We start from the raw sequence: 26380 nt of genomic DNA, 5'->3' as shown, positions 1-26380 counted from the left end.
AAGTCATCATGTTAGAATTCTACTTTGTGCTCTTTACAACCATTCTTATGCTTTTGGGGCTTTTGTTTGAAATTGAACGACCAGAGGTTATTCTAGCTTCAACAGTTATTCTCTATTTAGTAACAGGAGTGATTTCTCCCGTTGAAGCGACAAAAGGCTTCTCAAACGAAGGTGTGCTCACGATAGGGCTCTTATTTATTTTAGCTGGAAGTATTCAAAAGAGCGGTATTGTTGATGGGGCTTTCCATCAATTTTTGCGTAATTCATCGACTAGTAAACATATTCTTGGTAAACTATTATTCCCCATTTCATTCCTATCAGCTTTTATGAACAATACCCCTATTGTCATTGCATTTACCCCCATGATAAGAAAATGGTGCGAAGAAAAAGGCCTTTCTCCGTCCAAGTTTTTAATTCCATTGTCTTATGCCACCATTCTTGGAGGAACGATTACCATTATAGGTACTTCGACGAATCTAGTTGTGCATGGACTCCTTATTGATGAGGGTTTGGATGGGTTTTCATTTTTCCAGCCGGCTATTGTGGGAATTCCGATTACAATTGTTGGTTTAACCTACCTATTCTTTTTTAGTAGTAGCCTCCTACCTGATAGAAGGTTAGCTGTTATGAATAAGGTTGAAGCCATCAGGGAGTATACGGGGGAGATTCTGATTACAAAAGACTTCCCCTATATTGGTCAATCCGTTGAACAAGCACGTTTACGAAGTTTAAAAGGATTGTATTTAGTTAGTATTCTCCGTGAGCAAGAGCAGATAGCCCCTGTATCCAACCTGACGAAGTTGAAGGAACATGATCGATTACTTTTTACCGGAGATATTACAACCATCACGGAACTCCAAAACAAAAAAGGACTGAATTTACAAACAAGTCAAGGTTCTCACTTTCCAAAAAATCACCATCGTCTTGTAGAAGCTGTCGTATCCCATTATTCCTCACTCCTTCATAAGAAAATAAAGGATACAAATTTCAGGAGCAGGCATAATGCGGCTGTTATTGCTGTCCATCGTAAAAATCAGCGATTGAAAACGAAAATTGGAGACATCGTTTTAAAGCCTGGAGATATTTTATTGATGGTAACGGGAACAGAATTTAATAAAAATGTCATTCAAAATGATTTTTACTTTATTACTTCAACCTCCAAGAATATCAAAACGAAAAGCCAATTAATACAAGGCTGGTTCTCAATCGCATTATTAGGTTTCATGATATTGTTGGTGTCCCTAGGGTTCATTCAAATGGTTACCGCGATGTCAATAGCAACCATGCTTCTCATCATTTTTAAAGTCATTACTCCGCCAGAAGCAAAAGCATTCATACAATGGAACGTTCTTCTTCTTGTTGCATCTTCATTTGGTATTGGTGCAGCCCTTATAAATTCTGGGGTAGCCAATGCCATTGCAGATTTACTCATTCATCTGACAGAACCTATCGGTATGTTCGCAGTATTTCTTAGCGTATATTTATTGACCAATCTCTTTACTGAGATGATGTCAAATAATGCTGCTGCGGTTCTCATGTTTCCCATCGCCATTGAGATTGCTGATAAAATGAAGATTGATCCAATCTCCATATCCATCATTGTCGCAATTGCCGCATCTGCAAGCTTTGCCACACCCATTGGCTATCAAACCAATTTGATCGTTTATGGACCAGGTGGATACCAGTTCAAAGACTTTTTAAAAATCGGTATTCCACTGAATATTCTTGTCATGATCACGACGGTTACGATCGTCTATTTCTTACGGTAATGCTCGAAAGGAAGTGTCATTATTGAAAGCCAATAATATTACCTGGCATGAAGGAAAAGTTACGAAAGATCAAAGACAAAAATTAAATAAACATCTAAGTGCTACACTATGGTTTACTGGATTATCCGGCTCAGGAAAGTCTACTATTTCTGTTGAGCTAGAGAAGAAACTACATGAATTAGGGGTTAGGACCTATCGACTCGATGGTGACAACGTCCGTCATGGCTTGAATCATGATCTCGGGTTTTCAGATGAAGATCGGCTTGAGAACATAAGAAGGATTGGAGAAGTTTCTCGGCTATTTGTTGATGCAGGAGTATTGACCCTTACAGCATTTATTTCTCCTTTCAGGAAAGACCGCGATCAAGTACGGTCATTATTTGCTGAAGGTGAATTTATTGAGATACATGTTAAGGCTAGTATTGAAGCTTGTGAAGCTCGAGATCCAAAGGGGCTTTATAAACAGGCTCGAAAAGGTCAAATTAAAGATTTCACAGGTATCCATTCACCATATGAAGAACCATATACAGCGGAAATCATCCTTGATACCGAAAAAAACTCCGTTGATGAGTCAGTTGATCAAATTATTTCTTATTTAAAAAAGAACCATTATCTCTCAATTTAAAAAGAACATGTGGCTACCTAAAAACAAAGATATCAGGAACCACAACTTCAATATGTAGAAGAAAACCTTAAGGACACCTTCTATATATCGACAATCATAGTGGTTCCTGCCCCCTTTTTGACAGGCCCTTTCAATTAACAAAAGAACCAGGAGGTAAAAAATGATAGAAAACATGATTTCCATTGCCTTACAAGCAGGAAAAGAGGTCTTAGATGTATATCAATCCCCAATAGAGGTGGAGCATAAAACCGATCACTCTCCTCTTACTTTAGCCGATCAAAAATCCCATACACTAATTACTGAAAAATTAAAGAGACTTACACCACATTATCCAATCTTGAGTGAAGAGGGGCACCATATTCCATTTAATGAAAGAGTAAATTGGAAAACATTTTGGCTAATTGATCCATTAGACGGGACCAAGGAGTTTATAAAACGAAATGGTGAATTCACCATAAATATTGCTCTAATTAATAATAATACATCTGTATTAGGTGTTGTATATGCACCAGCACTTGACCTTCTATATTTTGCCGAAAAACAAAAAGGTGCATTTAAATTAACCGATCCACATAAAACAAAAAATTTCATGAATGAGTCTGTTAAACTTCCTATTTACACCCAAAAGAAAACAACTGCCATTATTAGCCGATCCCATATTACAGAAAATACAAAAGAGTTCATAAACTCACTACAAAAAAATGAAGGTGAAATTGAATTAATTTCTGTCGGCAGTTCATTAAAATTCTGCTATGTAGCTGAAGGAATGGCACATTTTTATCCAAGGCTCGCTCCTACAATGGAGTGGGATACGGCTGCAGGGCAGATCATTGTAGAGGAAGCAGGCGGCCATGTTATGAATGATGAATCACAAAGACCGTTACTCTATAACAAAGAATGCTTAAGAAATCCTTCATTTATCTGTAAAAGGAAATAGACTAAATGAGTATAGAGGTTGTCCTTTGGCGGGCAGCCTCTTTCTTTATTGGAACAGAAACGTTAAAACTTCATAAACTAAATGAGAATGTATGTAAAAGGAGAGAGATTAATGGGTAAGGAGCCTCCAAGAATATCCGTTGTTTTCCCTGTCCGAAATGAAGGAAAAAATGTAAAGATGACTTTAGATTCATTATTCTCTGTGAAAACAAACATCCCATTCGAAGCCATAATCGTGGATGATGCTTCGACAGATAACGGATGTCATTTTATTAAAACCTATGTTCATAATAAGAATATAACATATATTAGAACAAATGGGATCGGGCCTGCCAATGCAAGAAATTTAGGTGCTTCACGAGCCAAATATGAATACCTTGTTTTTTGTGATGCCCATATGACCTTTGAAAACTTTTGGCTTGACCGTCTTATTTTCCCTATCCTATCTAACCTTTCTGATGCCGTATGTCCGGCAATCGCTTCGCTTGATGACCCAAAGGTTGTCGGGTATGGGCAGTCACTAAATTCCAACCTAAGAATTAAATGGAACCCAAAAAAGAGATATCTTTTTGAAACCGCCATCTTACCTGGAGCATGTATCGTCCTATCTAAAAAAGTCTTTGATGAGATTGGTGGATTTGAAACAGGCTTTGCTACTTGGGGTCATGAGGATGTAGAAATTTCCTTGAAACTTTGGCTTTTCGGTTACCGATGTCACTGTGAACCATCTGTTAAAATTCTGCATTTATTTAGAACGCACCACCCTTATAACGTACAATATGAAGGTACTTATTATAATTTAATGAGAATGGCCTATCTTCATTTTGATTCAGATAGAATTCAAAAAACAAAATCCCTAATCATTCATAACTCGCCAGCTGTAATAGAAAATAGAGTATTAAATGATGGTGTCCTCAGTAAAAAAAAGTTGTATGAAAAGAGAAGAAAAATGCAAATTGATGAATTGTTTAGGAAGTTTAGAATTTCGTTTTAAACAGTCAAGCTTTTGAAAACATGAAATCTATTTTCAAAAGCTTGTAGGCACTAAAATACCTCCCCCCTATGGAAATTTAATGTCTCCTTTATACTTTCTTGAAAAGTATACTTAGGTTCCCATCCTAATAATTTTATCTCTTTTATATCAACGTACATCGGTTCTTGACGTTGAAAAAAATCTGTAGTAATCTCCAAATCAGCAACGGAGAGGAATTTAAATGCTCTCACCACTTCTAATATTGTTCTGTCTTTTCCTGAAGCAATATTATAAGATTTAACGTTTTGACCGTATTTAAAGATCGAATGATATGCTCTGATAGCATCTCTCACATCTAGAAAGTCTCGCTGATCCAGAATATTATGAAAGTGAAAACCTTCGCTTGTATACTTTTTTTCGTTCATGGCAATTTTTCTTGCAAGGAGAGAGCAAATTCCGTTGGAGGGGCCTGGTCCAATTAAATTCGAGGGTCTAGCAATTTTAATATTAAGATCATATAATGAACTCCAACTTGTAGATAAAAGTGTTTGAACATATTTTGAAAGTCCATAGGGATGATTAGGCTTTGATAACGAACAAGGATTAAAGTCTATAACAGATCCTACCACAATGATATCAGCATTTGGTGAATAGTGTCGTACTGCTTCTAGTAAATTTAAAGTACCATTTACATTGGCCATAAAGGTGGAAATCGGTTCCTCCCAAGATCTACCACTATGATTTTGTCCCGCTAAATGTAACACATAATGAGGCTGGATATTTTTAAGAGCTTCTTCTACCTCTTCACTATTCATAAGATCACAAGAAACGTAATTGGCTTTACCATCCTTAGGGATTTTCTTATGAACCATTCCATATACTTCATAACCTATTTCCGCAAAATACCCACATGCATTAACACCTGTAAACCCGGTTGCACCCGTTATTAGAATTCTTTTCATTTACTTGTTCATCCATTCATACAGCTCTTTTAACATGGCTGGATAGTCCTTCACTCCATATTTATAGTCCTTTCTCGTATGCAATAAAGAACGATCGTGTGAAGGGAGTGACGAAGGGATTATAGTAACATCTTTCTTATTAAACGTTTTTTTGAATAATAAAAGTAATTGATATTTCGAAATCCTTCCATCTGTACATAGATGATAAAGTCCCGTTACATTGTTTTCAATTAGTTTATCAATTGCTTTTGCAAGCTCCAAAGTGGTTACTCCGTTCCAATATACCTGTTCAAAACCTTTTATCGTACCCTTTTGTTTTAAGAACCATTGTAGTAAACCAATACCATTTTCTTTCAGTTCTGGACCAATAATAGATGTTCTTACCGTTAAATGGGGGGATTTTCTAACTTCACCTAACGCTTTTGTTTTAGAATAAACATTGTAACCATTGGTATGATCTTCTTCAGTATAAGACCCCTTTTCACCAGAAAAAACACAATCTGTACTAATATGAATAAGCTTTCCCCCATAAGAATCAAGGACATCCACTATAACATGCGGAAGAAGACTATTAACTTTCACCGCATCTATCACATGATTTTCGGCATTTTCATTCAGAATTCCCACTGCATTAATGACAATATCAGGTGTATAATCTAGAATTACTTTTTTTACATTATCTAAGTCTCTCACGTCTAAGGAAATTCCTTTATCATCATCCTTCCCTCTAATTGTATACAACACTGAATGTCCTTTGTTTATCATGTAATCGGTCATTACATGGCCAGCCATTCCTTGTCCGCCAAGAACGAGGATTTTCATTCTAGAAAACCTCCATCCTTAAGCATGGCTTTGATTTCATCATAAGAGATGATATTGTCACTGGAACTATAAGTATCTAAATCTACTTTTGCAAAGTCCTTATAATATTCTTTTAATCCGTCTATTGGGATTGTTGGCAGAATAACAAAGTACTCGTTGTCATAGGCAATCGTATTATGACTCTCAAACTCTGTTAACAGGATTTCATGCAGCTTCTCCCCTGGCCGAATCCCAGATTCTTCAATCATGACCTCTCCATCTGCATACTCATCAATTAATACCTGAGCTAAATCAAGGATTTTACAGGTAGGCATTTTCATGACAAAAATCTCCCCTCCATGACTTTCATAGGTTGCTTTAAACAATAGTTTAATAGCATCCTTGATCGTCAAAAAGAAACGGGTCATTTTTTTATCGGTAATACCAATTTTTGATTTATATTTAATACCATGCTTAAATACATGTATGACACTTCCGTTCGTTCCAAGGACATTCCCACCTCGGACACATACAAATTTCGTTTTATTTGTAAGGACATTTGCGTTGATAATAAGCTTTTCGCCCATAGCTTTCGTAAACCCATAAAAGTTTGATGGATTCGCAGCTTTGTCCGTTGAAATATTGATGACTTTTTCTACCTCTTTTGCTATCGCAGCTTCTATAATATTTTGAGTACCAATCACATTTGTCTTTAATGCTTCAAGCGGTTGGAATTCACAAACAGGTACATGCTTTAATGCAGCCAGATGAAAGATATAATCGACTCCCTCACAAGCTTCTAAGACTGCTTCCTTATCTCGTACATCCCCAATTACGAATTTAAGCTTTGGGTTATTTTCAAACTTCTGTTTCGTTGATACTTGACCTGTTTCATTTCTTGAAAAAATACGAATTTCCTTTGGACCTTTGTCCAATAATTGGGCAACCAATTCATGCCCCCATGACCCTGTTCCACCTGTTACCATAATCGTTTTATTAGTAAACAATTTCTGAACCTCCTAAGATAATGTTAATCACTTTATCGGATACGTTTAAATCAAGATACTCAGAGGGACATTCCCAATTTGTTGATCTCGAAATCATTACTTTAACTCCATCAATGATATTGCTCTCTTCCAAACCAGATATAAAGTTACTTCCACAATCCACAGTCTCCGGCCTTTCTGTTGTTTTTCTAACCGTTACAGTTGGTACATGAAAAATACAGCATTCTTCTTGGACTGTGCCACTGTCAGTCAACACACATAGAGCATTTTTCTCCAATTTGACAAAATCAAAAAAACCAAAGGGCTCGTGAAATTCAATTAAAGGATTAAGAGGAATGTTTTGAGCTTGATCTAGCTTAGATCTTGTTCTAGGATGGGTACTGAAAATGATTCTTTTTTTGTAGGTGTCTGCTAATGTATTCAATGCATTAACAATATTTTTCAAATGTCTTGAATTGTCTACGTTTTCTGCTCTATGAATCGTTACTAGAAAGTAATCTTGTACTTGAAGCTTTAGATCTTTTAAAATACGACTATTTGTGATTTGTTTATCATAATGTGTGAGTACTTCATAAATAGGATTTCCACAGATTATGATTCTACTAGGAGTCATTCCTTCTCTAAGTAGATTATTTTTACTATATGGAGTGTATACAAGATTAAAAGATGAAATGGCATCGATGATTTTTCGGTTTTTCTCCTCAGGAACATTTAGGTCAAAACAACGATTACCTGCCTCCATGTGTACAACAGGAATCATCTGTCTCTCAGCCAATATGGAGCTTAATCCACTATTTGTATCCCCTAAAACTAGAACTTTATCTGGCTTTTCTTTAAGAAGAATTTTTTCTAAACCAGAAAATAATGAAGAAAGTTGTTCTCCCAAGGTTTGTTGCTTTGTCGATAACGTATAGTCTGGATTGCGGATTCCTAGTTCCTTAAAAAAAACGCCGTTCAAGGAATGAGTAAAATTCTGACCGGAATGAACAAGTATATGCTTATCTGCCAATTCATCTAATTTATTTATAATTATGCTCAATCTAATAACTTCCGGCCTTGTTCCTAGTACAGTTAATACTTTCATTAATCCCCTCTCCTTTGTTCCCTCTCTTTTATATATTTATGATTAAACACAGTTCCTGTCCTAGACATCTCTCTCTGTTTTCAAAAAAGGCTTTTGTCCTTAGAAAAATTGAAAGAAAGAATAATATTTAATCATGTCAATTCCTATAAGCTATAAGAGTTTTCAATTGATTTAGCCCCCAAAAAAATCGCCCTCCTATAAAACATATAAGAGGACGATTTTTTAGAAAATTAACTTATAAGAATAACTATTAACCTTTAAAGGTGGTAACTTTTCTTGTACCTATACATCTCAAAATCCTTCTTAAATATTTCCTTAACCAACTCTATTGTTTCTTTATTGTAAAAGCTATCATAAGTTGGGAACATCCCATTAAAGGAATCTTTCGTAAGAGCTTTTTCAGCATAATCACCTTTAACTGTCATCCGATCAGAAAAGTGATGTGAGGATTTCGAAAGTTCAGAAAGAGGAGCATTTAATAGGTTATATTTCATTTCAATCTCTCTAATACGCTTGGTGAATTCCTCCAATTGGATATAATTATTTATAAATCGCTCTTCACCTTCTATATATTGAGGTGCAATGTGTCGATCTAATTTATAGACACTTGAACCTAATTGTTTAAGATGATGTAAATATTGCTTAAAGGATAAACCGTCATTTACATAACTATGAAATACACTTTTAAGCCATGTATGACTGAGTGTATGCAAAAAAGAACTAACCGCTCTTTTATAAGGATTACGAACAAGTTTATACGTATCCTTTTTAGATTCTAACAGGTTTAGTGTTATCTGTTGTGAATATTTAGGTTCTTCTCTGTATATATAACTCCTATAACTATGGGGTTTACCCTCTTTCATTGCGTTTACTTTATCTAAAAGTCCTATTTGAAAAAAAAACCATTTATTAAAGGTTGTACATCCGCTTTTAGGAGTCCAAAATAAAATTAGAGGAAAATCTTTATTATATAAAGGGACATAAGAACTTATTAACCTTTCTATTACTTCATGATCATCTAACGGCATAAAGACACTTCCCAATCATTGTATTGTAACTATGATAAATAAATAATTCCATTTTAGTAACCAAGTTCTAAACCATACAATTTCCTAAAGTAGCCACGCTCTTTTTCCAGCTCTTCCTTTAAACGCAAATTAGAGCTTGGCACTGAAATCGGTTTGTGTATGGATTCAGCATCAGATACTACTACCGTTTCATTTATTCCGAATTTACGTAGTAAGAGATAAAAAGAGGCGTCATCCCTAATGTATAAAGGGGGAATATAGACTGATTCTGTTAAGGCAGAACGACAAAAAGCCATACAACCTATCGGTCCCCAATCGGTAAATTTATATTTTGACTCCATATCAGTGAGATCATAACGATAGAGCGTATTATTATTAATTTTAAATTTTGAACCTGCAAATTGAATTTTCCCATCCTGTCCCCTCACTATCCCAGTAAAAACACAGTGTTTTGGATATTTATTCATTGCATTAATTACATTCTCAACCCATTGAGGTTTTAGCTGCATATCGTCATCCAATGAAATGACAACATCGTGCTTTAGTTTTGTCTCTTCAAACATCAAGTTCCGAGCGCCACCAGCACCTATTTTATTATTATTGAGTTTCCCAGTATCATTATAAACCACTAATTTAATATCATTTCTTTTCACCGCCTTTATTAGTCTTGTTAGTGCCGGAATTAAAGGATTAGCTCGGTCATTATAAATATATAGGCTAAAAGGAAAAGGAATATCCCGTAATAGATGTTTAACTACCTTATAAAGTACCCTTTCTCTGTTAGTAGTGGTTGGAATGATAAAACATATTGAATTTTTCTGTACATTTAAGTTACTTCTTTCAGACTTTACCCTTCCATAAGTTTCTGCAACTAGACAATCATCCCAATTTATCCCATATTTTAAACAAACTCTTCTACCTTCATTGATAGGATTTTCAATTAGTTGTGGATATAAATCTCCAGTTTTAGAAGGTCGAGTATGCTTCATTAATACCTCGTCAATAACAGCAATTTTATTTTTAGGTAGTCCCATTATGCGAGGCCAAGTAAAATCAAGACCAAATCCAGAGTGACTTTCCTGAAAAGTTTCTATACATGTTTTAAATCCTAGCTTAGAAAACCCAGGTGCCATAATTTCCACATAGTTTGTATACCTTAAAATATTTCCATTTTGATGCTCAGTTATCTTCCAGTGCCCAATATAAGAATCATGAGTTAAAGATGGTTGGGCTAACAATAGATCATAGCTCTTGATAATATTAAAAAAATTCATAATTTCTTCACTGTTTATAAGAATATCATCATCCGGTATCCAGATAGCATCATATTCTTGAAAACGTTCTTTCATTTGGGAGTAAGCATAGTAAACATTTCGATACTTTGTACCTTTCCGTTCAAAATAATAATCACAATCATTCTTATATCTTCCCTTTTGATTTCCATAGTAAATGAGAGCCAAGTCGAAACTTTTATGTTTGGCCGGCTTTACCCAGGATAAATGTAAAGATGTATCCCCTACACTAGAGATAACAAGATACTTTGCCTTCATTTAAAACCAATCCCCCAATTTAATAAAATTAATCTTCATAGATATAGATATCTACTATTAATAGTTATATATATGTCCTTAAATATTTCAATTTTCAAATCAATCATAATGTATAATTCTAGGTTTAGTTTGCTTATTTTATCTTTACAATTGCACCTATTTGAAAATTATATAGACAGCAATAAACTATTCGAGTCTAAGCATAAAGTATTACTAGTTTCTTATTTATTTAGAGACTTTAATTTCACAAACATTGTCTTTAACATTCTCTACTTATCTTATGTACTATTTTTCTCATTTGCATAGGCGATTTGGAATCATTTTTATACATATACATATATTGAAGTTGGAAGCTACAAAAGGGAAGTGCGGAATAAGGTCAATTCTTTAAAATAATTAAATGGAGGTATTACATGAAGATTCTGTTTGTATATTATGTACCAAGTGGAGGGGTAGAGACTCATAACCGACAGCGTCGGGCTGCACTTAAAAATTATCAATGTGAATTTCTTTACTATCGAAAACAAAGGGAATTAATCAATGATCATCATGCTCCAGTCTATATTACTAACGAGGATAACAAGATTAAACAAATTTTATTAAAGGGAAATTATGACGCAGCAGTAATCATATCAGATTATGGTGCATTACCTCGGTTAATAAATTTGGGTTTTAAAGGAAAATTAATTTATGAAATCCAAGGTCTGGGTGCAAAAAATAAAGCAACTAAGGTCTTAACAGCAGCAAAGCCCATTGTATCGAAATATGCTGATGGATTATTAAACCCTAGGACTCCTCATATAACGAAATTATTTAATACTCTTTTTCCAAACACCCCAAAATTTAATTTTAACAATTGTTTAGATTGGAAACAGTACTCCTACAAAATACTACCTAAACACCCTAACCCAATAGTTGCGTGGATTGGTCGTATTGAAGATAACAAAAATTGGAGGGAATTCCTACTTATCGGTCATCGATTAGTTCAAGATAACCCTAATATTGAGCTATATATGTTTGAAGATCCCACTCTATCCACTCGAGAAGAACGTGAGAGTTTTGCAGCAATGAGAAAGAAACTAAATATTGATAAAAACTTAACCGTATTTTCAAATATACCAAATAAGGATATGAGCCACTACTTCTCAAAAATCGGTGACTCTGGCGGATTCTTATGTATTACATCCAAAGTAGAAGGAGCGCCGTATGCCCCCTTAGAGGCAATGAGCAGTCGCTGTCCTATTCTAACTACAGACTGCGACGGGATCCAGACCGCAGTTGTTCATAACCAAACAGGAAAATACTATACAATTGGTGATATAAATAGCGCATTCAAACAAGCAAAAGAGTTAATGACGAATTCTTCACTAACGGAAAAAATCAGAACAAACGCACTAACCCATGTACAAAATAATTTCAGTTTAGAACGCTATAACCATAACTTTACTACTATGCTAAACTCTATTGTATCTAAAAAATAGATATTTTTATTCTTAATGGTTTTAGAGTCCATCTTCGTCTTTATTAATTTAATTTTTAGTCATTTTCTAGCCAGGTAATATCCTTCATTTTTTTACTTTTGATAGAGAATAAGAGGATATTACCACACCAATTACTGTAATTGGTTTCAAAAAGTAAGGATGACAATATCTCATATTCCGTTTTTTACTTAAGAAGTCATTCTCTATTCGTAAAACCAAAAAGAAGTCTATTTAGACCTAGTTTCAATCGTAGGAAACTTTTAATAAATACTAAGAGCATTCTTAATATTTTGCCCGGAAAAAAGTGAAGGAAATTGAGACGAATTTAATTTCCTTCACTACTGGAATATTGTATTTAATTGATTGAATAGATAACATTTAAATCATAGTCTTCCAAATTTTTTTCCCAAAGTAACTTATTCTTTTTAATATCATAACAAGCTAATCTGGTCGGCATTACCCCATAACCACCTAACCATTCTGTTGTACCATCCTTATTAATTTTTCTTGATGGCCTTATTCTAGAAAATCCAACCAAAACAATATCTTCATTGAGTGGTTTAATTCCTCTGCACCAACCAAGCTTTTTATCCTTCCCTGAAATATTAAGAAGATTAATAACCTTTTCTATTTCTAATGTATTTGCGTTAACGATTACAATACATCCATCTACTTGAGTAAAATAAATTTTGTTATTAAAAACAATTCCATCGTGAATTAACTGTCGGCCAATGGTAATTTTTTTGTTTGGTTCGGTTACACAAATAGCATCTTTTTGTAAGCACCTTGTAACCCAAATTTCATCATTTAATTCAAAAACATAATTCGGATGAGATTGATGAGGTTTTGTTGTAGGAACTTTTCTATAATCAGTGGTTTTGCTAAAACGTCCCCATGGATCTTCACCTAATACATTCCAATAATTGATAATTTTCCCGTTCGCCGAAAGTTCAATAACCATTTCTAATCCAGTATTCACCACCAGCAGGTTTCCGTTTTTTCGAGGTTTTACATGATGAATATCATTAAATAATGGGAGAGAGATATATTTTTCCGATTTGAAATTCTGTGTATTAAATACTATAACCTCCGTTTGAGTACCAACATATAATTTTTGATTGGATAGGGTTGCTGCTGTAAAAGAAATCGATGCATTCATATCTGGGCAAACTTCTGGTGGAGATACGTAATCAATTACTTTTATAACCTTTTGATTACTTAAATTCATATCTAATACAATAGACCTTTTAAATTGTTCCCAATCTTTTAATACCTCTGATTTTTGCTGCGCCCCAACTAAATAGATATTATTCATTAACCCCTCACCTTTTTTCAAATTAATTCTTATCCTTTAAAGATCTAATAAATATTCTACATATACCTTCAAACAATCTTAGTTTTATAGTTTCTAAATCTTTCATCATTGTACAATCATTAAGAGTTATTCCGGATATACTTTTTCTTTCTTATTATGAAATATTTTAAGTACTTAGATTCTTTTTATTATATGTACAATCCTCAGGAATGATATTGGAATTGGCTATATTGAATCAAAAGCCCTTATTAGTAAAAAACACTATTTAGCTTTCACATACTTTTAATAACTTTATTTTAGGTTCTTGCCTTATCAAAAAAATATCTATTAACATACGATATTAAAAAAGATTAAGGATGTAATAAAGTATGAAAGCAATTGTTACCGGAGGAGCAGGATTTATTGGTTCCCATTTAGTAGAGGCATTAATTAATAAAGGCGTTGTAGTGCATGTCATTGATAACTATAGTACCGGAAAACATAGCAATATCCATCCTTTGGCCATCCCACATAACATGGATATTTGTAGTATAGAAACCAAAAACTTAATCGTAAATGAAAAACCTGATTTACTCTTTCATTTAGCTGCGCAAGCAGATGTAGAACACTCTACATTAAATCCATATTTTGATGCGGACGTTAATATAATGGGAACGATCAATCTGTTGGAAGCTTGTAAGGAAGCTTCTGTTAAAAAGTTTATCTTTTCATCTACCTCTGCAGTATATGGGGACACAGGAAAAAAAATAATACATGAAGAAGACTTTACTCTTCCAATTTCTTACTACGGCCTTTCAAAATTATCTGCTGAACATTATATAAAATTATATAATAATATTTTTGGACAATCTTATACTATATTAAGATACGGAAATGTTTATGGGCCAAGGCAAACTGCAAAAGGTGAAGGTGGAGTAATTGCGGTTTTTCTTAAAAAAATGAAGAACAATGATTCATTAAAGGTTCATGGCGATGGAATGCAGACAAGGGATTATATTTATGTAAAAGATGTCGCAAGTGCAAATATTGCTGCTATTGAGAATGGAAAAAATGGTACTTTTCAAATATGTACTGGTAAATCTACTTCAATTATTGATTTAATTAGAATTCTTGACAACACACATTTAAAGGATCTTCACTATATTCACACTAATGAAAGGGTAGGTGACATTAAACATAGCTGTCTTGCTAATAGTAAAGCAATAAATGAATTGAAATGGACCCCTGATTATGATATAAAATCGGGAGTCTTAGAAACATATAAGATTTCTATGAATTCTTAATACGAATTTCGAACCCTCCCCATCATTTATTGAGGAGGGTTAATCACTATCTTTTTTTATTTCATTATCTTATTTGTATTTATGTTTATAAACCTGAAAATATTTATTATATCTATATTTAACTAACTCTTCCTCCCTAGACATTCTACTTCGATATTTCACCGAACCCATTGCATTATGAACCCGATATAAGGTAAGTGGCTCGTTGTAGTAATAAATGTGAGTATGAAGAAGCATCCTGCACCACATTTCATAGTCTTGAGAATATTTATAATTCACATCAAACATACCAACCTTATTAAGTAAATTAATATCGATCATAACAGTACAACCATTTATTGGACATCCCCTCAAGAGTTGCTCCATAAAGTCTGCTCTATTCATTTGTCCATAATGGATGTGATTAATAACATTATTATTAGCATCTATTTTTGTAAAAGCTGTATAGGAAATGAGTGCACCCGTTCTATTCATAAAAGCTAGTTGTCTTTCTACTTTATCCTTTAAGAAGATATCATCTGAACTTAACCATGCAAAATATTGTCCTGTGGCATGTCTAATCCCATGGTTTAAGGCGGAAGCTGTTCCACCATTGGCTTTCTTTAAATATTTTATCCTATTTAAATACGGTTTAATCTTTTCCACATATTGTGTAGAACCATCATCAACTAAAATTACTTCAATATTCTTATAAGATTGGTTTAGTGCACTATTAATCGCTTGATCTACATAAGGACAATTATAAAAAGGAATTATGATAGATACTTTCATTTCACTACCTTCTTTCGAGAATCATCTACGTTATAATATGTAAATTTCCTTATTCCGTTTGCACCATATCCCATATATTCACAAAATAAATATCGCGAATTCAATCCAATCTAACTAAACTTTATTTACTCATCAATCTAAAAATATGGGAGTAGGAAAACACCCAGAACCAGGACAGCCGCCTCTTTCTATCACTTCTATGATTAGTTAAATTGCAAACTATAAAAAAGGCAAAACATTAACCTTCTATCTCTGAAAAAAGTGTAAACATGCCGTTAATAATTGTATGTTTCCTCTGTTATATTAGCACATTCGCATGATATTTTTTAACATATAATATTGTATATGTTAAAAGGAGGTGAAAATATGGGAGTCTATTTAGATGGTAGAACATCACAAAATGCTAGTTTAGCTAACAGTATTACCACCCCGATCCTTGTAGGTCAAGAAAGTCTATTTGGTATTGTTGGTCTAGACGTTTCACAAGCAACCGTTGGACAAATAAGGGTCCAGTTTAATGGTACGGTAGCAGTACAATTGCCACTAATTCCAGTTCTGACTGATGTAACTATTACGATTCTTCGAGGAACACCACAAACTGGGATGACAACGGTATTTACTGCAGAACAACAATTAAGCCTTGAAGTCGCTGGTCCACAATTAGTCACCTTTTCAGGTGCAGACTTTAATCCACCAAAACCTGCTAGTGGTCCTCTTGTGTACAGAGCTCTAATAACTGCTTCTGCCGTAGGTACAATTAGGGTTGGTCCAGAGAGTTTTAGTGCTATTGCTACAGCTGGATAATCATTAAAAAAAGACAAGCCTAGCAAGTTATTAATAAACTGAATAGAGCTTTTTTGAGACACATGGAAAGGCTCTATTTCTTTTTAAATTCATTTTCCATATGTTCAACATTCAGTAAAAGCTTTTAAGGATTATAAGTCCATTCCCTCTTACTTCTCTACTTACATGCTTTACGAACATTTTCAATTCCTCATCCCTTTACATACCAATTAAAATCAAAAGAAGTTTAGAACAAAATGGATAAATGGGTAATGATATAATTTCTGTTTATATTTTTTGATTGTTTCTGTTCATCACAATCAACAATCCAACCAAAAATAAGTGATCAAATGAGCCTTCACAAAAAAAGAGCACGAAACAAACCAAATAGGTTCACCCCTTGCCCGTTAGTCAGAAATCTTTATTTATAAAAATGCTTTTTATATAACTCTACCTATATATTAGTATTATTTATTCGTTTTTTTATGACTTGAATAAAGTTGGAAAAATTTTTTATATTTATTTTTGACCCTTAATGTCTCTTTTCCAACTCCGTTAGCATGTTTTACTGATCCCATAGAATTATGGACCCTGTATAAAATTAAAGCTTCATCTAAATAGGAAATACTTGAATCAAGAATAAGCCTGCACCACATTTCATAATCTTGAGCATATTTAAAACTTTCATCAAAAAATCCAGACCTTTTGATTAAATTAATATCGGCTATTACCGTACAACCATTAATAGGACATCCTTTTAGAAGCTGTCTCATCAATTTCTTTCTGCTCATTTGTATCGAATGTACTTGGTTGATCGCTTTATTATTAGCATCAATCGAAATAAAGGCAGTGTAGGAAACAAGAGCTCCGGTACTCTTCATAAATGTTAGTTGTCTCTCAATTTTAGTCTTTAGAAACATATCATCGGAACTCAACCAAGCAAAATACTGTCCAGTAGCATGCTTGAGACCATAATTTAAAGCAGAAGCGGTTCCGCCATTAGCTTTCTTTAAATACTTTATTCTATTTATAAACGGTTTAATCTTTTCCACATGTTGTGTTGAACCATCATCAACCACTATCACTTCAATATTCTGATAAGTTTGGTTCAATGCACTTTTTATCGCCTGATCTACATAAGGACAATTATAAAAAGGAATGATGACTGATACTTTCATGTCTATACCTTCTTTCGAGTATCATCTACAATATAATATGTAAATCATCCATATCGGCTTGTATCATATCCCATTTTAATAGAAGGTAAAAAAGAGTACTTCAAATGAAGCACTCTTAGTCTGTAATGATAACTTCTACATGTTTCACTTTACCTTTATAAATTTTATAACATTTTAATTCCGCTGAGCGATGACCTACTGAAATTACAAAATAAAAGGTGTCTGGGTATAATGCATGAATTACATCATCATATGAAGGTACAGCAACACCAAATGGATGGGAGTGATAAATACCTACAAAACGTTCATTTCTCCTTTTTATCATATCAAATGTCATATCTTGCTCTTGTATGTCCATCACAAATGAAAATGGAGTTGGTTCCATGTTTTTCATTGGCCATACCGTTTTACAACGATTGCCACAGCCTGAAAGTAAACCACATGCTTCATTTGGCAGCCCCATTTTACATTCATACATGATTTGACTATAGACATTTTTGGATAGAAGGACCGAATTATTTTGCTCCACAACCGCATCCTTTAAATTTAAATTTTGTTCTACTTGCTTCCATTTTCTTTCGTTGTTCTTTTTTTGCTCCCATAGGCATACTTTTTTGCTGCCGGTAAATTTTATTCAAATTCCTTGACTGCATCTTTTTCCCCCCTTTCAAAGTGTTATGATCTGTTATAACGTCTTGGATCAAATATGGTCTTCTTTGATTCATTAGGCATCGGAACACTGGCGTATTTTTCGTATTCTGGATTACTCATTTGCTCTGTTTGGCTTTTCTTATTTTCTAAATTGGCCGTATTTTTCATTTGTTGAAACATGTTGTTTTTCTTATTAGATTGAGACTGAAGTTTCTTCCTCAGGATTTCCAATTCTTTTTCTAATTCTTCTTCTCTTTCACTGGTTGTTGGCTCCTGTTTTTCAGTAAGATTCTTGTTTAATAATGAGACTTCTTTTTGAAGTTCAACTTCTTTTTGTTTATACTCATTTAATTTCGTCTTTAATGCTTCTAATTCTTCTTCATAATACTCTTCTATTTTTTTCAGCTCTGCATGGAGGCTACTCATTTTTTCAAGATAAAGTTCAGTCTTTTTATCTCTCTCCTCCTTTTCCTTCATTGATTCACTTACTTCCTTAAACTTATTAGAATAAGACTGTAAATGACTCTCAATAACTTCGAGTTTTTTTAATACTTCAGGATTTATATTTTCTTCACTTTTTCCCCATAAAAAATTCCACATTTTTATTATCCACCTTCCACCTTTTTGTTTTTTAATAAACTCTTGCTTATAAAGGTTTACTTCTTTCATCTCATTTGAAATAAGCTGACCGTACGCTTCAATATCTGTATAGACAGTTTGTGAACGAAGTAAAAATTTTTTTGAATCTAAAAGGAAAGAAATAAAGTCTCTTTTAAATTGTTCAATTAGAAGTAATTTCTCCTGATAATTACTTTCATAGATAATCATAATTTCTGGAGGCTGAGTAGGAGGACGATCCGATAATTGTCCGATTTGGGGTCTGGTAACGGAGGACTCCTCTGTTTTTGGAGAATTTTCTTTTAATTGAACCTGGGTTTTTGTCTGTGAAAGCTGTTTGTTTAAAAGATAAATGGTCTCTATTCTCTTCTGTCTATCCTCCTGTAAATGATTAATTTGTTCTGATAAGGTTTGAATGGTTTCATGATTATCTGAAATCTCAAATTGATATAATCGATGTTTCGATTTTTCCGCGGCTAGCTCTTCCGATAAGTTCTTAAGCCTATTGGTGTACTGTTTATAGAGGGATTCTAAATCAGATGAAATCGAATGAATATCTTGAAGCACTTCTAAATAACTCTCTCCAGATGTATTCTCGAAAAGCATCTCTTTATCTGTCATTCATCTCACCCCCATCTTTTCTTGGTGTTGTACTATTGTATGTAAGGTTTAGTGACAAGGTTAAAATAATCCTGGTATGACTGTAGGAAGAATAGAAAATTCCTAGTTCCTTTAAGTCAATAAAATAAAGAGGAGAGAAGTTACTCCCTCCTCTCAACTACTTAATCGTCAAAATCGTCTCCGATTAAGTCTGCGAAAGTATCACACTCTCCAAACTCTACAAGTGCTTCTACTACTCCACTATCAAAGATAACAACATTTGCTGTATTTCTTAGAATTAAACGGAATCCTTCTGTAATTGGTCCTACTAATCCTGTAAAGATTTGAAGTTCATAGAATAATTGTTCAGGTACACCGTCAAAGAAACGAGTTCCTTCACCAACTGCTGTTAATGCATCATCACCACATGTTACACGATCAATCGAAGTTGGGTTGAATGTAAAGCTGAAGTCTGGTTGGAATCCTGTTGCTGTTGGAGCAGGTGTCGGACCAACTTCTGTGTCAGTAAATGAGTAGGTGAATGTACTATCAGCCAATGAACATTCCTGACAAATTTCAGCTCTTAGGGTAGAGAGACCTGTAACGATATCTGCAGTAGCTCCGGTTCCAAATGTTGCATCCGTATCTTCGTTTCTTGCTAGAGCAGTCGCTTGGCATTCACAGTTATCTACTGGGAATAATCCAGGACATTGACGTGGGAATTCTAGTAAGTTTAGATCACATCTTAGTTTTTCTTCAGGCACTCGGATGTTATTAGGACGTGGGAAGCAGAATTTCGCTAGAACTTCTAGTTTAACTGGGAACTCTACTTGAACGTCTTTACATAGAACAACTTTTAATGGAATCATTGGTCCAAATGGATCTGGCCCCATTAAAACTCCACCAGTACTACAAATAACCTGAGTAGCTCTTACATTAAGGTTAGCATTTGTAATTCCAGTTGGTACGCAAAGCATAATTTCATCTGTAAATTGTGTACGAACAGTAAATGAGCATTCTGCTTCACCGTCAATTAGGATTGTTACTAATACCGGAACTGTCCAGATGATAAGAACTCTTCCTGGGTTTCCATTTTCCTGGATTGTCGCAGTGCTTTGAACTTCACTTGGGTCTGGAGGAGTACATTGAACCTCTACCCTTTGACCTGCTGCTAATGCTGCACTTACAGCTGCACGACAATCTTCATCAGGGATGAAGTTCTTATTCTCGTACTTGTTAGCAAAGAATACCCAGTCATAGACCTTGTCAACGCGAATACATTCTGGAGCCAAATCGTTTGGATCTAATGGAATCGGAGACGCTGATGGCGTAGGAGTCTGGGAACCCCTAATAGTTTTACGCTTATTCAAACAAATCCTTCCTTTCTTTTAAATGAATATTTATATCACACTATATCCTATGGACGAGATGGAATTTGGTATAGAGTAATGACCTATTTTTCAAAAAAAATTTACTAGGCGTTTTCATAGTATTACTAAAATCTATTGAAAAATAGGCAAATAAATAGTCATTTGACAGTTATCCACACCAAAAAATTTCATAGTATATAGTAAAAGAAAGGAGGAATGTGAAACAACCATAATTGGATGTACCAAACTTTAAAATTTATTTAAATTATTTTATATATATTATTTATTTTTTTATCCTAATGTGAAGAATGGAGGCTAAAGTGTAGTACTCTAATAGTTACGCATTTCATTTTCTTTTAAAATGAATAGTAGAACGGAATGTTTTATCACAATCTATCATTGCAATGATATTTATATATATTTTTTATAACTAAAAAGACCTGTAAACGCTGGGAAGTTTTCAGGTCTTTTTTATATTGCTGAATAGCGCCTTCTCTTGTTTCAACATATATATACAGAGTAGGATCACTCAATAGAAAGGAGTAAGACTTACCAAATGAAAAAACTAACAGATGTTCAGCTGAAGCAACAGATTATTCATTATAAATCAGAATTAGAAAAGTACAAACATAAAGTTCTAGAACTAGATGATGACTATTTATCTCAAAAGATCAAATCCCTCCAACATGAAATTCAAGCACTCAATCAAAAGGTCGATGATCAGAACCATAAGATAACTGAATATCAGTCCAAATTAAAGGAAGAAACAGCATACACCGAGAATTACTTCCATAATTTAAAAACTCAGCAGCTTGAAATTAAAAGATTAAATTTTACTCTCAATCAATACAAAGATAAATTACTCAAATCAAATCAAATTCATAAGATTCACGTAGCACAACAAGCAGATAGGGCAGAATGTTTTGAAGATCAATTGAACTGCACGAAAAAAGAAGCCGTGTTATCACAAATTGAACAGTGCTATCTTCTTAAAGTAAACGAAACTCAATTTGAAGAAATTCAATCATTAAAGTCACAGCTTTACCAATCACAAGTGAATCTTTATGAATTGGGGATAGAGAGAGGTGAAAAAGAGTCTCAGAAAAAGATTGAAGAAATGAAGGAATTAAAGAAATTTCAAGAAGAACAAAAAGAGCTAATTGAAACCCTTTCTAAAAGTGAATGGGAAAAAGTAAAACAACTTCAAGAAGCTCAAAAGTTGATTCAAGACCTCCAAGAAAATATTCAAATGCTTAATAAAGAAAAACAGGAAATAATAATGGGGCTAAAAAAATTCAAAGAAGAGGTCAGTATAATGAAAGACAACAGATTACTATTTGAGCAGAAGAGTCAGGATGAATCAAAACAGAAATCTAACGAAAATAATGAGCAAAAAAACCAAACAATGATTCAACACCTTTTATACACTAACGCTATTCTTATGGAAGAAATCCAACAATTAAAACAAAACCCAAATTAAAACCGAACCCCATTGATTGGAGTTCGGTTCTTTATGATTACATAAATTCTTTTAGTAGTTCATCAAATTTCTGTTCGTCCAATTTAATGTCTTGGTGTGCTAGTGGTTCGGTTGAATAGCCTGTAACTAGCTCTTGATAGGATGGTTGTTCTTGATTTTGATAAATCAACCCTGTAACAAGTCCATCCTTTCTCATCAATGTGTTCATCGCTTCTTCTCGGTTGGAAGGATCATAGCCTTCAATATCGCTAAGTTTTGTTAGGTTTTCTTTAAACCAATCGTACGTATTAATTTTATTGTATGTTACACATGGACTGAACACGTTAATGACAGAGAAACCTTTGTGTTGAATTCCAGCTTCAATGAGAGCCGTCAACTCCTTCAAATCAGAAGAGAAGCTTTGGGCAACAAATGTTGCTCCAGCTGTCAATGCCATTTCCATAGGCGCTAGGGCAGGCTCGATCGCTCCTTGTGGTGTTGATTTCGTTTTAAACCCTGCGCTTGATCGTGGAGATGTCTGGCCCTTAGTTAGGCCATAAATTTGGTTATCCATGACAATATAGGTAATATCGATGTTTCTACGCATTGCATGAATGGTATGCCCCATCCCGATAGCAAACCCATCTCCATCTCCCCCAGATGCAATAACGGTTAGGTCACGATTCGCCATTTTTAACCCTTGAGCAATTGGCAGGGCGCGACCATGGATACCATGGAATCCATAGGAGTTAATGTAGCCAGAAATTCTTCCTGAACATCCGATCCCTGATACAACGGCGAGCCCTTCAGGTTCAAGACCAACATTTGCGGCTGCACGTTGAATGGATGCTTGTACAGAGAAATCGCCACATCCAGGGCACCAGTTCGGTTTTACATTATTACGAAAATCTTTAAATGTTGCCATAGATTAAAACAACTCCTTGCACTGTGAATGAATTTCATGCGGCAAGTATGGCGTACCATCATACTTTGTTAGACTTGTCATTTTGTTTGCATGACCAACATTCATCTTGATAATATTTGCTAATTGACCTGTGGAATTATGCTCGATCACTGCGATTTTCTTAGCAGATTCAACCAGCGGGCGTAATTCTTCTGCAGGGAATGGATGAAGGAGACGAACATGTGCATGATTTACTTTTATTCCGTCTGCTTCTAAACGTTCCATTGCCTCTTCTATCACACCTCGTGTAGAATTAAATCCAATCAGTAGTAGATCAGCCTCTTCATTTGGAGCATTTACATGAATAGGATGATTGAACTTGATCTTTTCAATTTTACGGAATCGTTTATCCATTTGTGCTTTACGATTTGAGGCAGCTTCAGACGGCTTTCCAGTTTCATCATGCTCAACACCTGTCACATGATGAATTCCGTTTTTCATTCCTGGTATCACACGAGGCGAGGCACCATCTTCCGTAACTTCATATCGTTTGAAGTATTTCTTTGGTTCAAGCTCTGGAAGTTCAGATGCATCCTTAACTAATTTTCCGCGTCGAATTTCTACCTTACTATAATCAAGTGGTTCCACGGTTTGTTTTCCAAGTGAAAGCTGTAAGTCTGATAGGATAATAACCGGACATTGATGCTCTTCTGCTAGATTGAATGCTTCGGTAGTATCATAGAATGCCTCTTGAACCGTGCTTGGAGCTAGGACGATTTTCGGAATATCTCCATGTGTTCCGTAAATCATTGCCATCAAGTCTGATTGTTCTTGCTTTGTAGGTAACCCTGTTGATGGACCGCCACGTTGAGTATCGACTACCACTAGTGGTTGTTCCGTCATCCCTGACAAGCCAATGGCTTCCATCATCAATGAGAGGCCCGGACCTGCTGATGCAGTGAAGGAACGAATCCCTCCATAATTAGCACCGATTGCCATTGTAGCAGCCGCAATTTCATCTTCTGTTTGAATGACGGTTCCTCCAACAGATGGCAATTTTTTAATTAAGTATTCCATAATTTCAGATGCAGGCGTAATAGGATATGCAGGCATCAGTCTGACACCCGCTGCTAAAGCACCTAAAGCAATAGCATCATTCCCGATCATAAACATGCGTTTTTTCCCATCTGCTTGTTCTAATTGCCATACGCCTACATGATCACCTAATTGTTCCTTCATAGTTGAGAAGCCTTGTTTAATCGCTTCCATATTTTTTTCAACAACGGTTTCACCTTTGCGACCAAAGATTTCTTCTACAACATCCTTAAACACTTCTGGGTCGAGATTTAATACCGCACAAGAAGCACCGACTGCTACCATGTTTTTCATTAAAGATGTTCCCAGTTCTGTTGCAAGTTCTGTAAAAGGAATAATATATAATGAAGCAGAAGTATCTTCTGGCTTTACAGGTTTAAACTTTGCATCTGCAATAATAATTCCGTTTTCATGAAGTTCATGATAATTCACATCAATCGTTTCTTGGTCAAAAGCTACTAATATATCTAAATCATCCGATACTGCACGAACCTGCTTCGTGCTGACTCGGATCTTATTATTTGTATGCCCTCCCTTAATACGAGAAGAGAAATGACGATAACCATATAAATAATATCCTAAACGATTAAGAGCCATAGAAAAGATTTCTCCGGTACTCTCAATCCCTTCACCCTGCTGTCCTCCAACTTTCCACGACAGTTGTTCTACCATTTCATTCACCCCTTCAAAACACGATCATTAATAGAAATATCTTAACTAGTTTACCACTTTTCAGGGTGAATCACTAGGAATTCAGACAGTTTCCAGTGATTTTTATCATGAAAACCCTTACATTATTATTGTTTGTAATCTATTGGACTCAGAAACTATGAAAACGTATCACATACTAATTTGAGTATAATTCTATAAAGATATTTTCCTAAGGCAATTTCCTCATTAATTAAAATAAAATAACTAGCGGAAAACCGCTAGTTATTATTGTGGTAACCTATTGAAAAAGTTCTTATAAAGAATATTGTGCACTTGGTCTTCACTGTAATGCTTCTGAAGCTCATTGACCAATAATGAGTAATCTTTAAATGACGACAATCCTTCGACGGTTTCAGAGATCCCATCAAAATCAGAGCCCAGCCCTACCTGATCTTTGCCTCCTAATGAACAAATATGGTCGAGATGACGGATAATATCTGCAATCGTTGCTTTATTTTTCTTCGTCAAAAACTTGGGGACGAAGGTTACTCCGATTACTCCGTTTTTATCTAAAAGTGCTCTTATTTGTTCATCCTTTAGATTTCGCGGATGCTCACATAAAGTGTAAGTATTTGAATGGGAGGCAATCGGATACTGAGCCAATTCTAACGTATCCCAGAACGATTTTTCACATAGATGGGAGACATCCGTCCACATTTTCTTGCTATTTAAAAATTGAATAACTTCTTTCCCGAATTTTGTGATTCCTGCAGCTCTCGGTTCTAACGCTCCATCTGCCACAGCATTTGCCCAGTTCCAGGTTAACCCTACCGATCGAACTCCAAGCTGATAAAGGGTTTCGAGTTTTACTAGATCTTCTTCAATGGCTTCGCAGCCTTCAAGTGTTAACATGGCCCCAATTTCATCTTCTTTTAATTGTTCGATATCATTTTTACTTTTGACCAACTTCATCTTAGGGTTTGGAGCGAGAATTTGTTTGTGAAAAACTTCTATCATTTCTAGTGCTGTTTGAAAACGCTGGCCAGGCTTTAACTCTGGTTCAAGAAAAATAGCAAAGAGCTGTACCTTACTTCCTGCTGAAACAAGCTGTGGATAGGTTATATGTAATTCATTTTTGCTTTGAAAAGAAGCCTTTTCTTTATAATAATGCAGTTTTAACAAGGCATCACAATGTGCATCAAAAATCATTTTTTTCTCTCCTCTCTTTATTTTCATTCGCTTCTAATGTAGCTAATTCCTTCATGAATTAAAATTAGATAGGTTAATTTTATTCAAATAAATCCTATTCTCTTTTCATACCATAATTCGGCAAGGATAAGCAAATGAAAATGGGTGAAACCATAATCCTAAATAACTGAATTCCATGTAATCTACACAGAATCATTTATAATTTCTTACCTTACTAAGAGGCTAATTTTTTTGCAAAAGGATCTTGAAAGGATGGTGTAACTTCGTCTATATGAAT

The 26380-nt window shown here is 34.6% G+C and carries 24 protein-coding genes; 8 read left to right on the top strand and 16 right to left on the bottom strand.

What is annotated here, in order from left to right:
- Nucleotides 1–8: 8 nt before the first annotated feature.
- The 4 genes from JOC86_RS17055 to JOC86_RS17040 all read left to right on the top strand — a co-directional run bounded on the left by JOC86_RS17055 (nucleotide 9) and on the right by JOC86_RS17040 (nucleotide 4324).
- A complete protein-coding gene (locus JOC86_RS17055; RefSeq protein WP_205174105.1) occupies nucleotides 9–1769 on the top strand; it encodes an SLC13 family permease in 1761 nt (586 codons plus the stop codon).
- A 22-nt stretch (nucleotides 1770–1791) separates the two neighbouring features.
- Nucleotides 1792–2394 (top strand): adenylyl-sulfate kinase, encoded by a 603-nt coding sequence (cysC, locus tag JOC86_RS17050; protein ID WP_205174104.1) that lies wholly within the window; start codon nucleotides 1792–1794, stop codon nucleotides 2392–2394.
- A 160-nt stretch (nucleotides 2395–2554) separates the two neighbouring features.
- Complete coding sequence (gene cysQ / locus JOC86_RS17045; RefSeq protein ID WP_205174103.1) at nucleotides 2555–3331, top strand: 3'(2'),5'-bisphosphate nucleotidase CysQ; 777 nt, start codon at nucleotides 2555–2557, stop codon at nucleotides 3329–3331.
- 111 nt (nucleotides 3332–3442) lie between these two features.
- Nucleotides 3443–4324, top strand: coding sequence for a glycosyltransferase family 2 protein (locus JOC86_RS17040; RefSeq protein WP_205174102.1), 882 nt, complete (start codon nucleotides 3443–3445; stop codon nucleotides 4322–4324).
- 50 nt (nucleotides 4325–4374) lie between these two features.
- Here JOC86_RS17040 and JOC86_RS17035 read toward each other — a convergent pair whose 3' ends face one another.
- From JOC86_RS17035 to JOC86_RS17010, 6 genes are all read right to left on the bottom strand, one after another.
- On the bottom strand, nucleotides 4375–5265 hold the full coding sequence (locus JOC86_RS17035) for an NAD-dependent epimerase/dehydratase family protein (RefSeq protein WP_205174101.1): 891 nt from the start codon (nucleotides 5263–5265) through the stop codon (nucleotides 4375–4377).
- Nucleotides 5266–6087, bottom strand: coding sequence for a dTDP-4-dehydrorhamnose reductase family protein (locus JOC86_RS17030; protein ID WP_205174100.1), 822 nt, complete (start codon nucleotides 6085–6087; stop codon nucleotides 5266–5268).
- On the bottom strand, nucleotides 6084–7052 hold the full coding sequence (locus JOC86_RS17025; protein WP_205174267.1) for a polysaccharide biosynthesis protein: 969 nt from the start codon (nucleotides 7050–7052) through the stop codon (nucleotides 6084–6086). The genes JOC86_RS17030 and JOC86_RS17025 overlap by 4 nt, the downstream gene beginning before the upstream one ends.
- Before the next feature lie 10 nt (nucleotides 7053–7062).
- Entirely contained in the window at nucleotides 7063–8157 is a 1095-nt protein-coding gene (gene wecB, locus JOC86_RS17020; RefSeq protein ID WP_205174099.1) for a non-hydrolyzing UDP-N-acetylglucosamine 2-epimerase, read from the bottom strand.
- Nucleotides 8158–8414: 257 nt separating this feature from the next.
- A complete protein-coding gene (locus tag JOC86_RS17015; RefSeq protein WP_205174098.1) occupies nucleotides 8415–9185 on the bottom strand; it encodes a sulfotransferase family 2 domain-containing protein in 771 nt (256 codons plus the stop codon).
- A gap of 53 nt (nucleotides 9186–9238) precedes the next feature.
- Nucleotides 9239–10534: a glycosyltransferase gene (locus JOC86_RS17010; RefSeq protein ID WP_205174097.1), complete on the bottom strand. Its 1296-nt coding sequence runs from the start codon at nucleotides 10532–10534 to the stop codon at nucleotides 9239–9241.
- Nucleotides 10535–11148: 614 nt separating this feature from the next.
- Between JOC86_RS17010 and JOC86_RS17005 the strand changes: the two genes are divergently transcribed.
- A complete protein-coding gene (locus JOC86_RS17005) occupies nucleotides 11149–12216 on the top strand; it encodes a glycosyltransferase family 4 protein (RefSeq protein ID WP_205174096.1) in 1068 nt (355 codons plus the stop codon).
- Between the two features lie 355 nt (nucleotides 12217–12571).
- On the opposite strand, the gene JOC86_RS17000 is transcribed toward JOC86_RS17005, so the two are convergent.
- Nucleotides 12572–13531, bottom strand: a complete 960-nt coding sequence (locus JOC86_RS17000; RefSeq protein ID WP_205174095.1) for a hypothetical protein — start codon at nucleotides 13529–13531, stop codon at nucleotides 12572–12574.
- A 368-nt stretch (nucleotides 13532–13899) separates the two neighbouring features.
- Between JOC86_RS17000 and JOC86_RS16995 the strand changes: the two genes are divergently transcribed.
- Nucleotides 13900–14814 carry an NAD-dependent epimerase/dehydratase family protein gene (locus tag JOC86_RS16995; RefSeq protein ID WP_205174094.1) on the top strand — a complete coding sequence of 305 codons (915 nt, stop codon included), beginning with the start codon at nucleotides 13900–13902 and terminating at the stop codon, nucleotides 14812–14814.
- 69 nt (nucleotides 14815–14883) lie between these two features.
- Here the strand turns inward: JOC86_RS16995 and JOC86_RS16990 are convergent, their stop codons facing one another.
- Complete coding sequence (locus JOC86_RS16990) at nucleotides 14884–15585, bottom strand: glycosyltransferase (RefSeq protein WP_205174093.1); 702 nt, start codon at nucleotides 15583–15585, stop codon at nucleotides 14884–14886.
- A gap of 366 nt (nucleotides 15586–15951) precedes the next feature.
- Here JOC86_RS16990 and JOC86_RS16985 point away from each other — a divergent pair, with 366 nt between their 5' ends.
- Nucleotides 15952–16389 (top strand): hypothetical protein, encoded by a 438-nt coding sequence (locus JOC86_RS16985; RefSeq protein WP_205174092.1) that lies wholly within the window; start codon nucleotides 15952–15954, stop codon nucleotides 16387–16389.
- A 446-nt stretch (nucleotides 16390–16835) separates the two neighbouring features.
- Here the strand turns inward: JOC86_RS16985 and JOC86_RS16980 are convergent, their stop codons facing one another.
- From JOC86_RS16980 to JOC86_RS16960, 5 genes are all read right to left on the bottom strand, one after another.
- Nucleotides 16836–17546 carry a glycosyltransferase gene (locus tag JOC86_RS16980; RefSeq protein WP_205174091.1) on the bottom strand — a complete coding sequence of 237 codons (711 nt, stop codon included), beginning with the start codon at nucleotides 17544–17546 and terminating at the stop codon, nucleotides 16836–16838.
- Between the two features lie 115 nt (nucleotides 17547–17661).
- Complete coding sequence (locus JOC86_RS16975) at nucleotides 17662–18075, bottom strand: M67 family metallopeptidase (protein WP_205174090.1); 414 nt, start codon at nucleotides 18073–18075, stop codon at nucleotides 17662–17664.
- Entirely contained in the window at nucleotides 18062–18199 is a 138-nt protein-coding gene (locus tag JOC86_RS16970; protein ID WP_205174089.1) for a hypothetical protein, read from the bottom strand. Before JOC86_RS16970 ends, JOC86_RS16975 begins: the two co-directional genes overlap by 14 nt.
- 22 nt (nucleotides 18200–18221) lie before the next feature.
- Entirely contained in the window at nucleotides 18222–19436 is a 1215-nt protein-coding gene (locus tag JOC86_RS16965) for a hypothetical protein (protein WP_205174088.1), read from the bottom strand.
- Nucleotides 19437–19597: 161 nt separating this feature from the next.
- Nucleotides 19598–20785: a BMQ_0737 family morphogenetic spore coat protein gene (locus tag JOC86_RS16960; protein WP_205174087.1), complete on the bottom strand. Its 1188-nt coding sequence runs from the start codon at nucleotides 20783–20785 to the stop codon at nucleotides 19598–19600.
- A 556-nt stretch (nucleotides 20786–21341) separates the two neighbouring features.
- On the opposite strand from JOC86_RS16960, the gene JOC86_RS16955 reads away from it, so the two are divergent.
- On the top strand, nucleotides 21342–22265 hold the full coding sequence (locus JOC86_RS16955; protein ID WP_205174086.1) for a coiled-coil domain-containing protein: 924 nt from the start codon (nucleotides 21342–21344) through the stop codon (nucleotides 22263–22265).
- 37 nt (nucleotides 22266–22302) lie between these two features.
- Here the strand turns inward: JOC86_RS16955 and JOC86_RS16950 are convergent, their stop codons facing one another.
- The 3 genes from JOC86_RS16950 to JOC86_RS16940 all read right to left on the bottom strand — a co-directional run bounded on the left by JOC86_RS16950 (nucleotide 22303) and on the right by JOC86_RS16940 (nucleotide 26103).
- Complete coding sequence (locus JOC86_RS16950) at nucleotides 22303–23169, bottom strand: 2-oxoacid:ferredoxin oxidoreductase subunit beta (RefSeq protein ID WP_205174085.1); 867 nt, start codon at nucleotides 23167–23169, stop codon at nucleotides 22303–22305.
- A 3-nt stretch (nucleotides 23170–23172) separates the two neighbouring features.
- Nucleotides 23173–24915 (bottom strand): 2-oxoacid:acceptor oxidoreductase subunit alpha, encoded by a 1743-nt coding sequence (locus JOC86_RS16945; protein ID WP_205174084.1) that lies wholly within the window; start codon nucleotides 24913–24915, stop codon nucleotides 23173–23175.
- 264 nt (nucleotides 24916–25179) lie between these two features.
- Nucleotides 25180–26103 carry a dipeptidase gene (locus JOC86_RS16940; protein ID WP_205174083.1) on the bottom strand — a complete coding sequence of 308 codons (924 nt, stop codon included), beginning with the start codon at nucleotides 26101–26103 and terminating at the stop codon, nucleotides 25180–25182.
- Nucleotides 26104–26380: the final 277 nt, after the last annotated feature.

This window comes from Rossellomorea pakistanensis (genome assembly GCF_016908495.1).
GTDB classification, from domain to species: Bacteria; Bacillota; Bacilli; order Bacillales; family Bacillaceae_B; genus Rossellomorea; species Rossellomorea pakistanensis.
The sequence above is the reverse complement of the archived record's forward strand: the minus strand, read 5'-3'. Positions and strand labels throughout refer to the sequence as shown.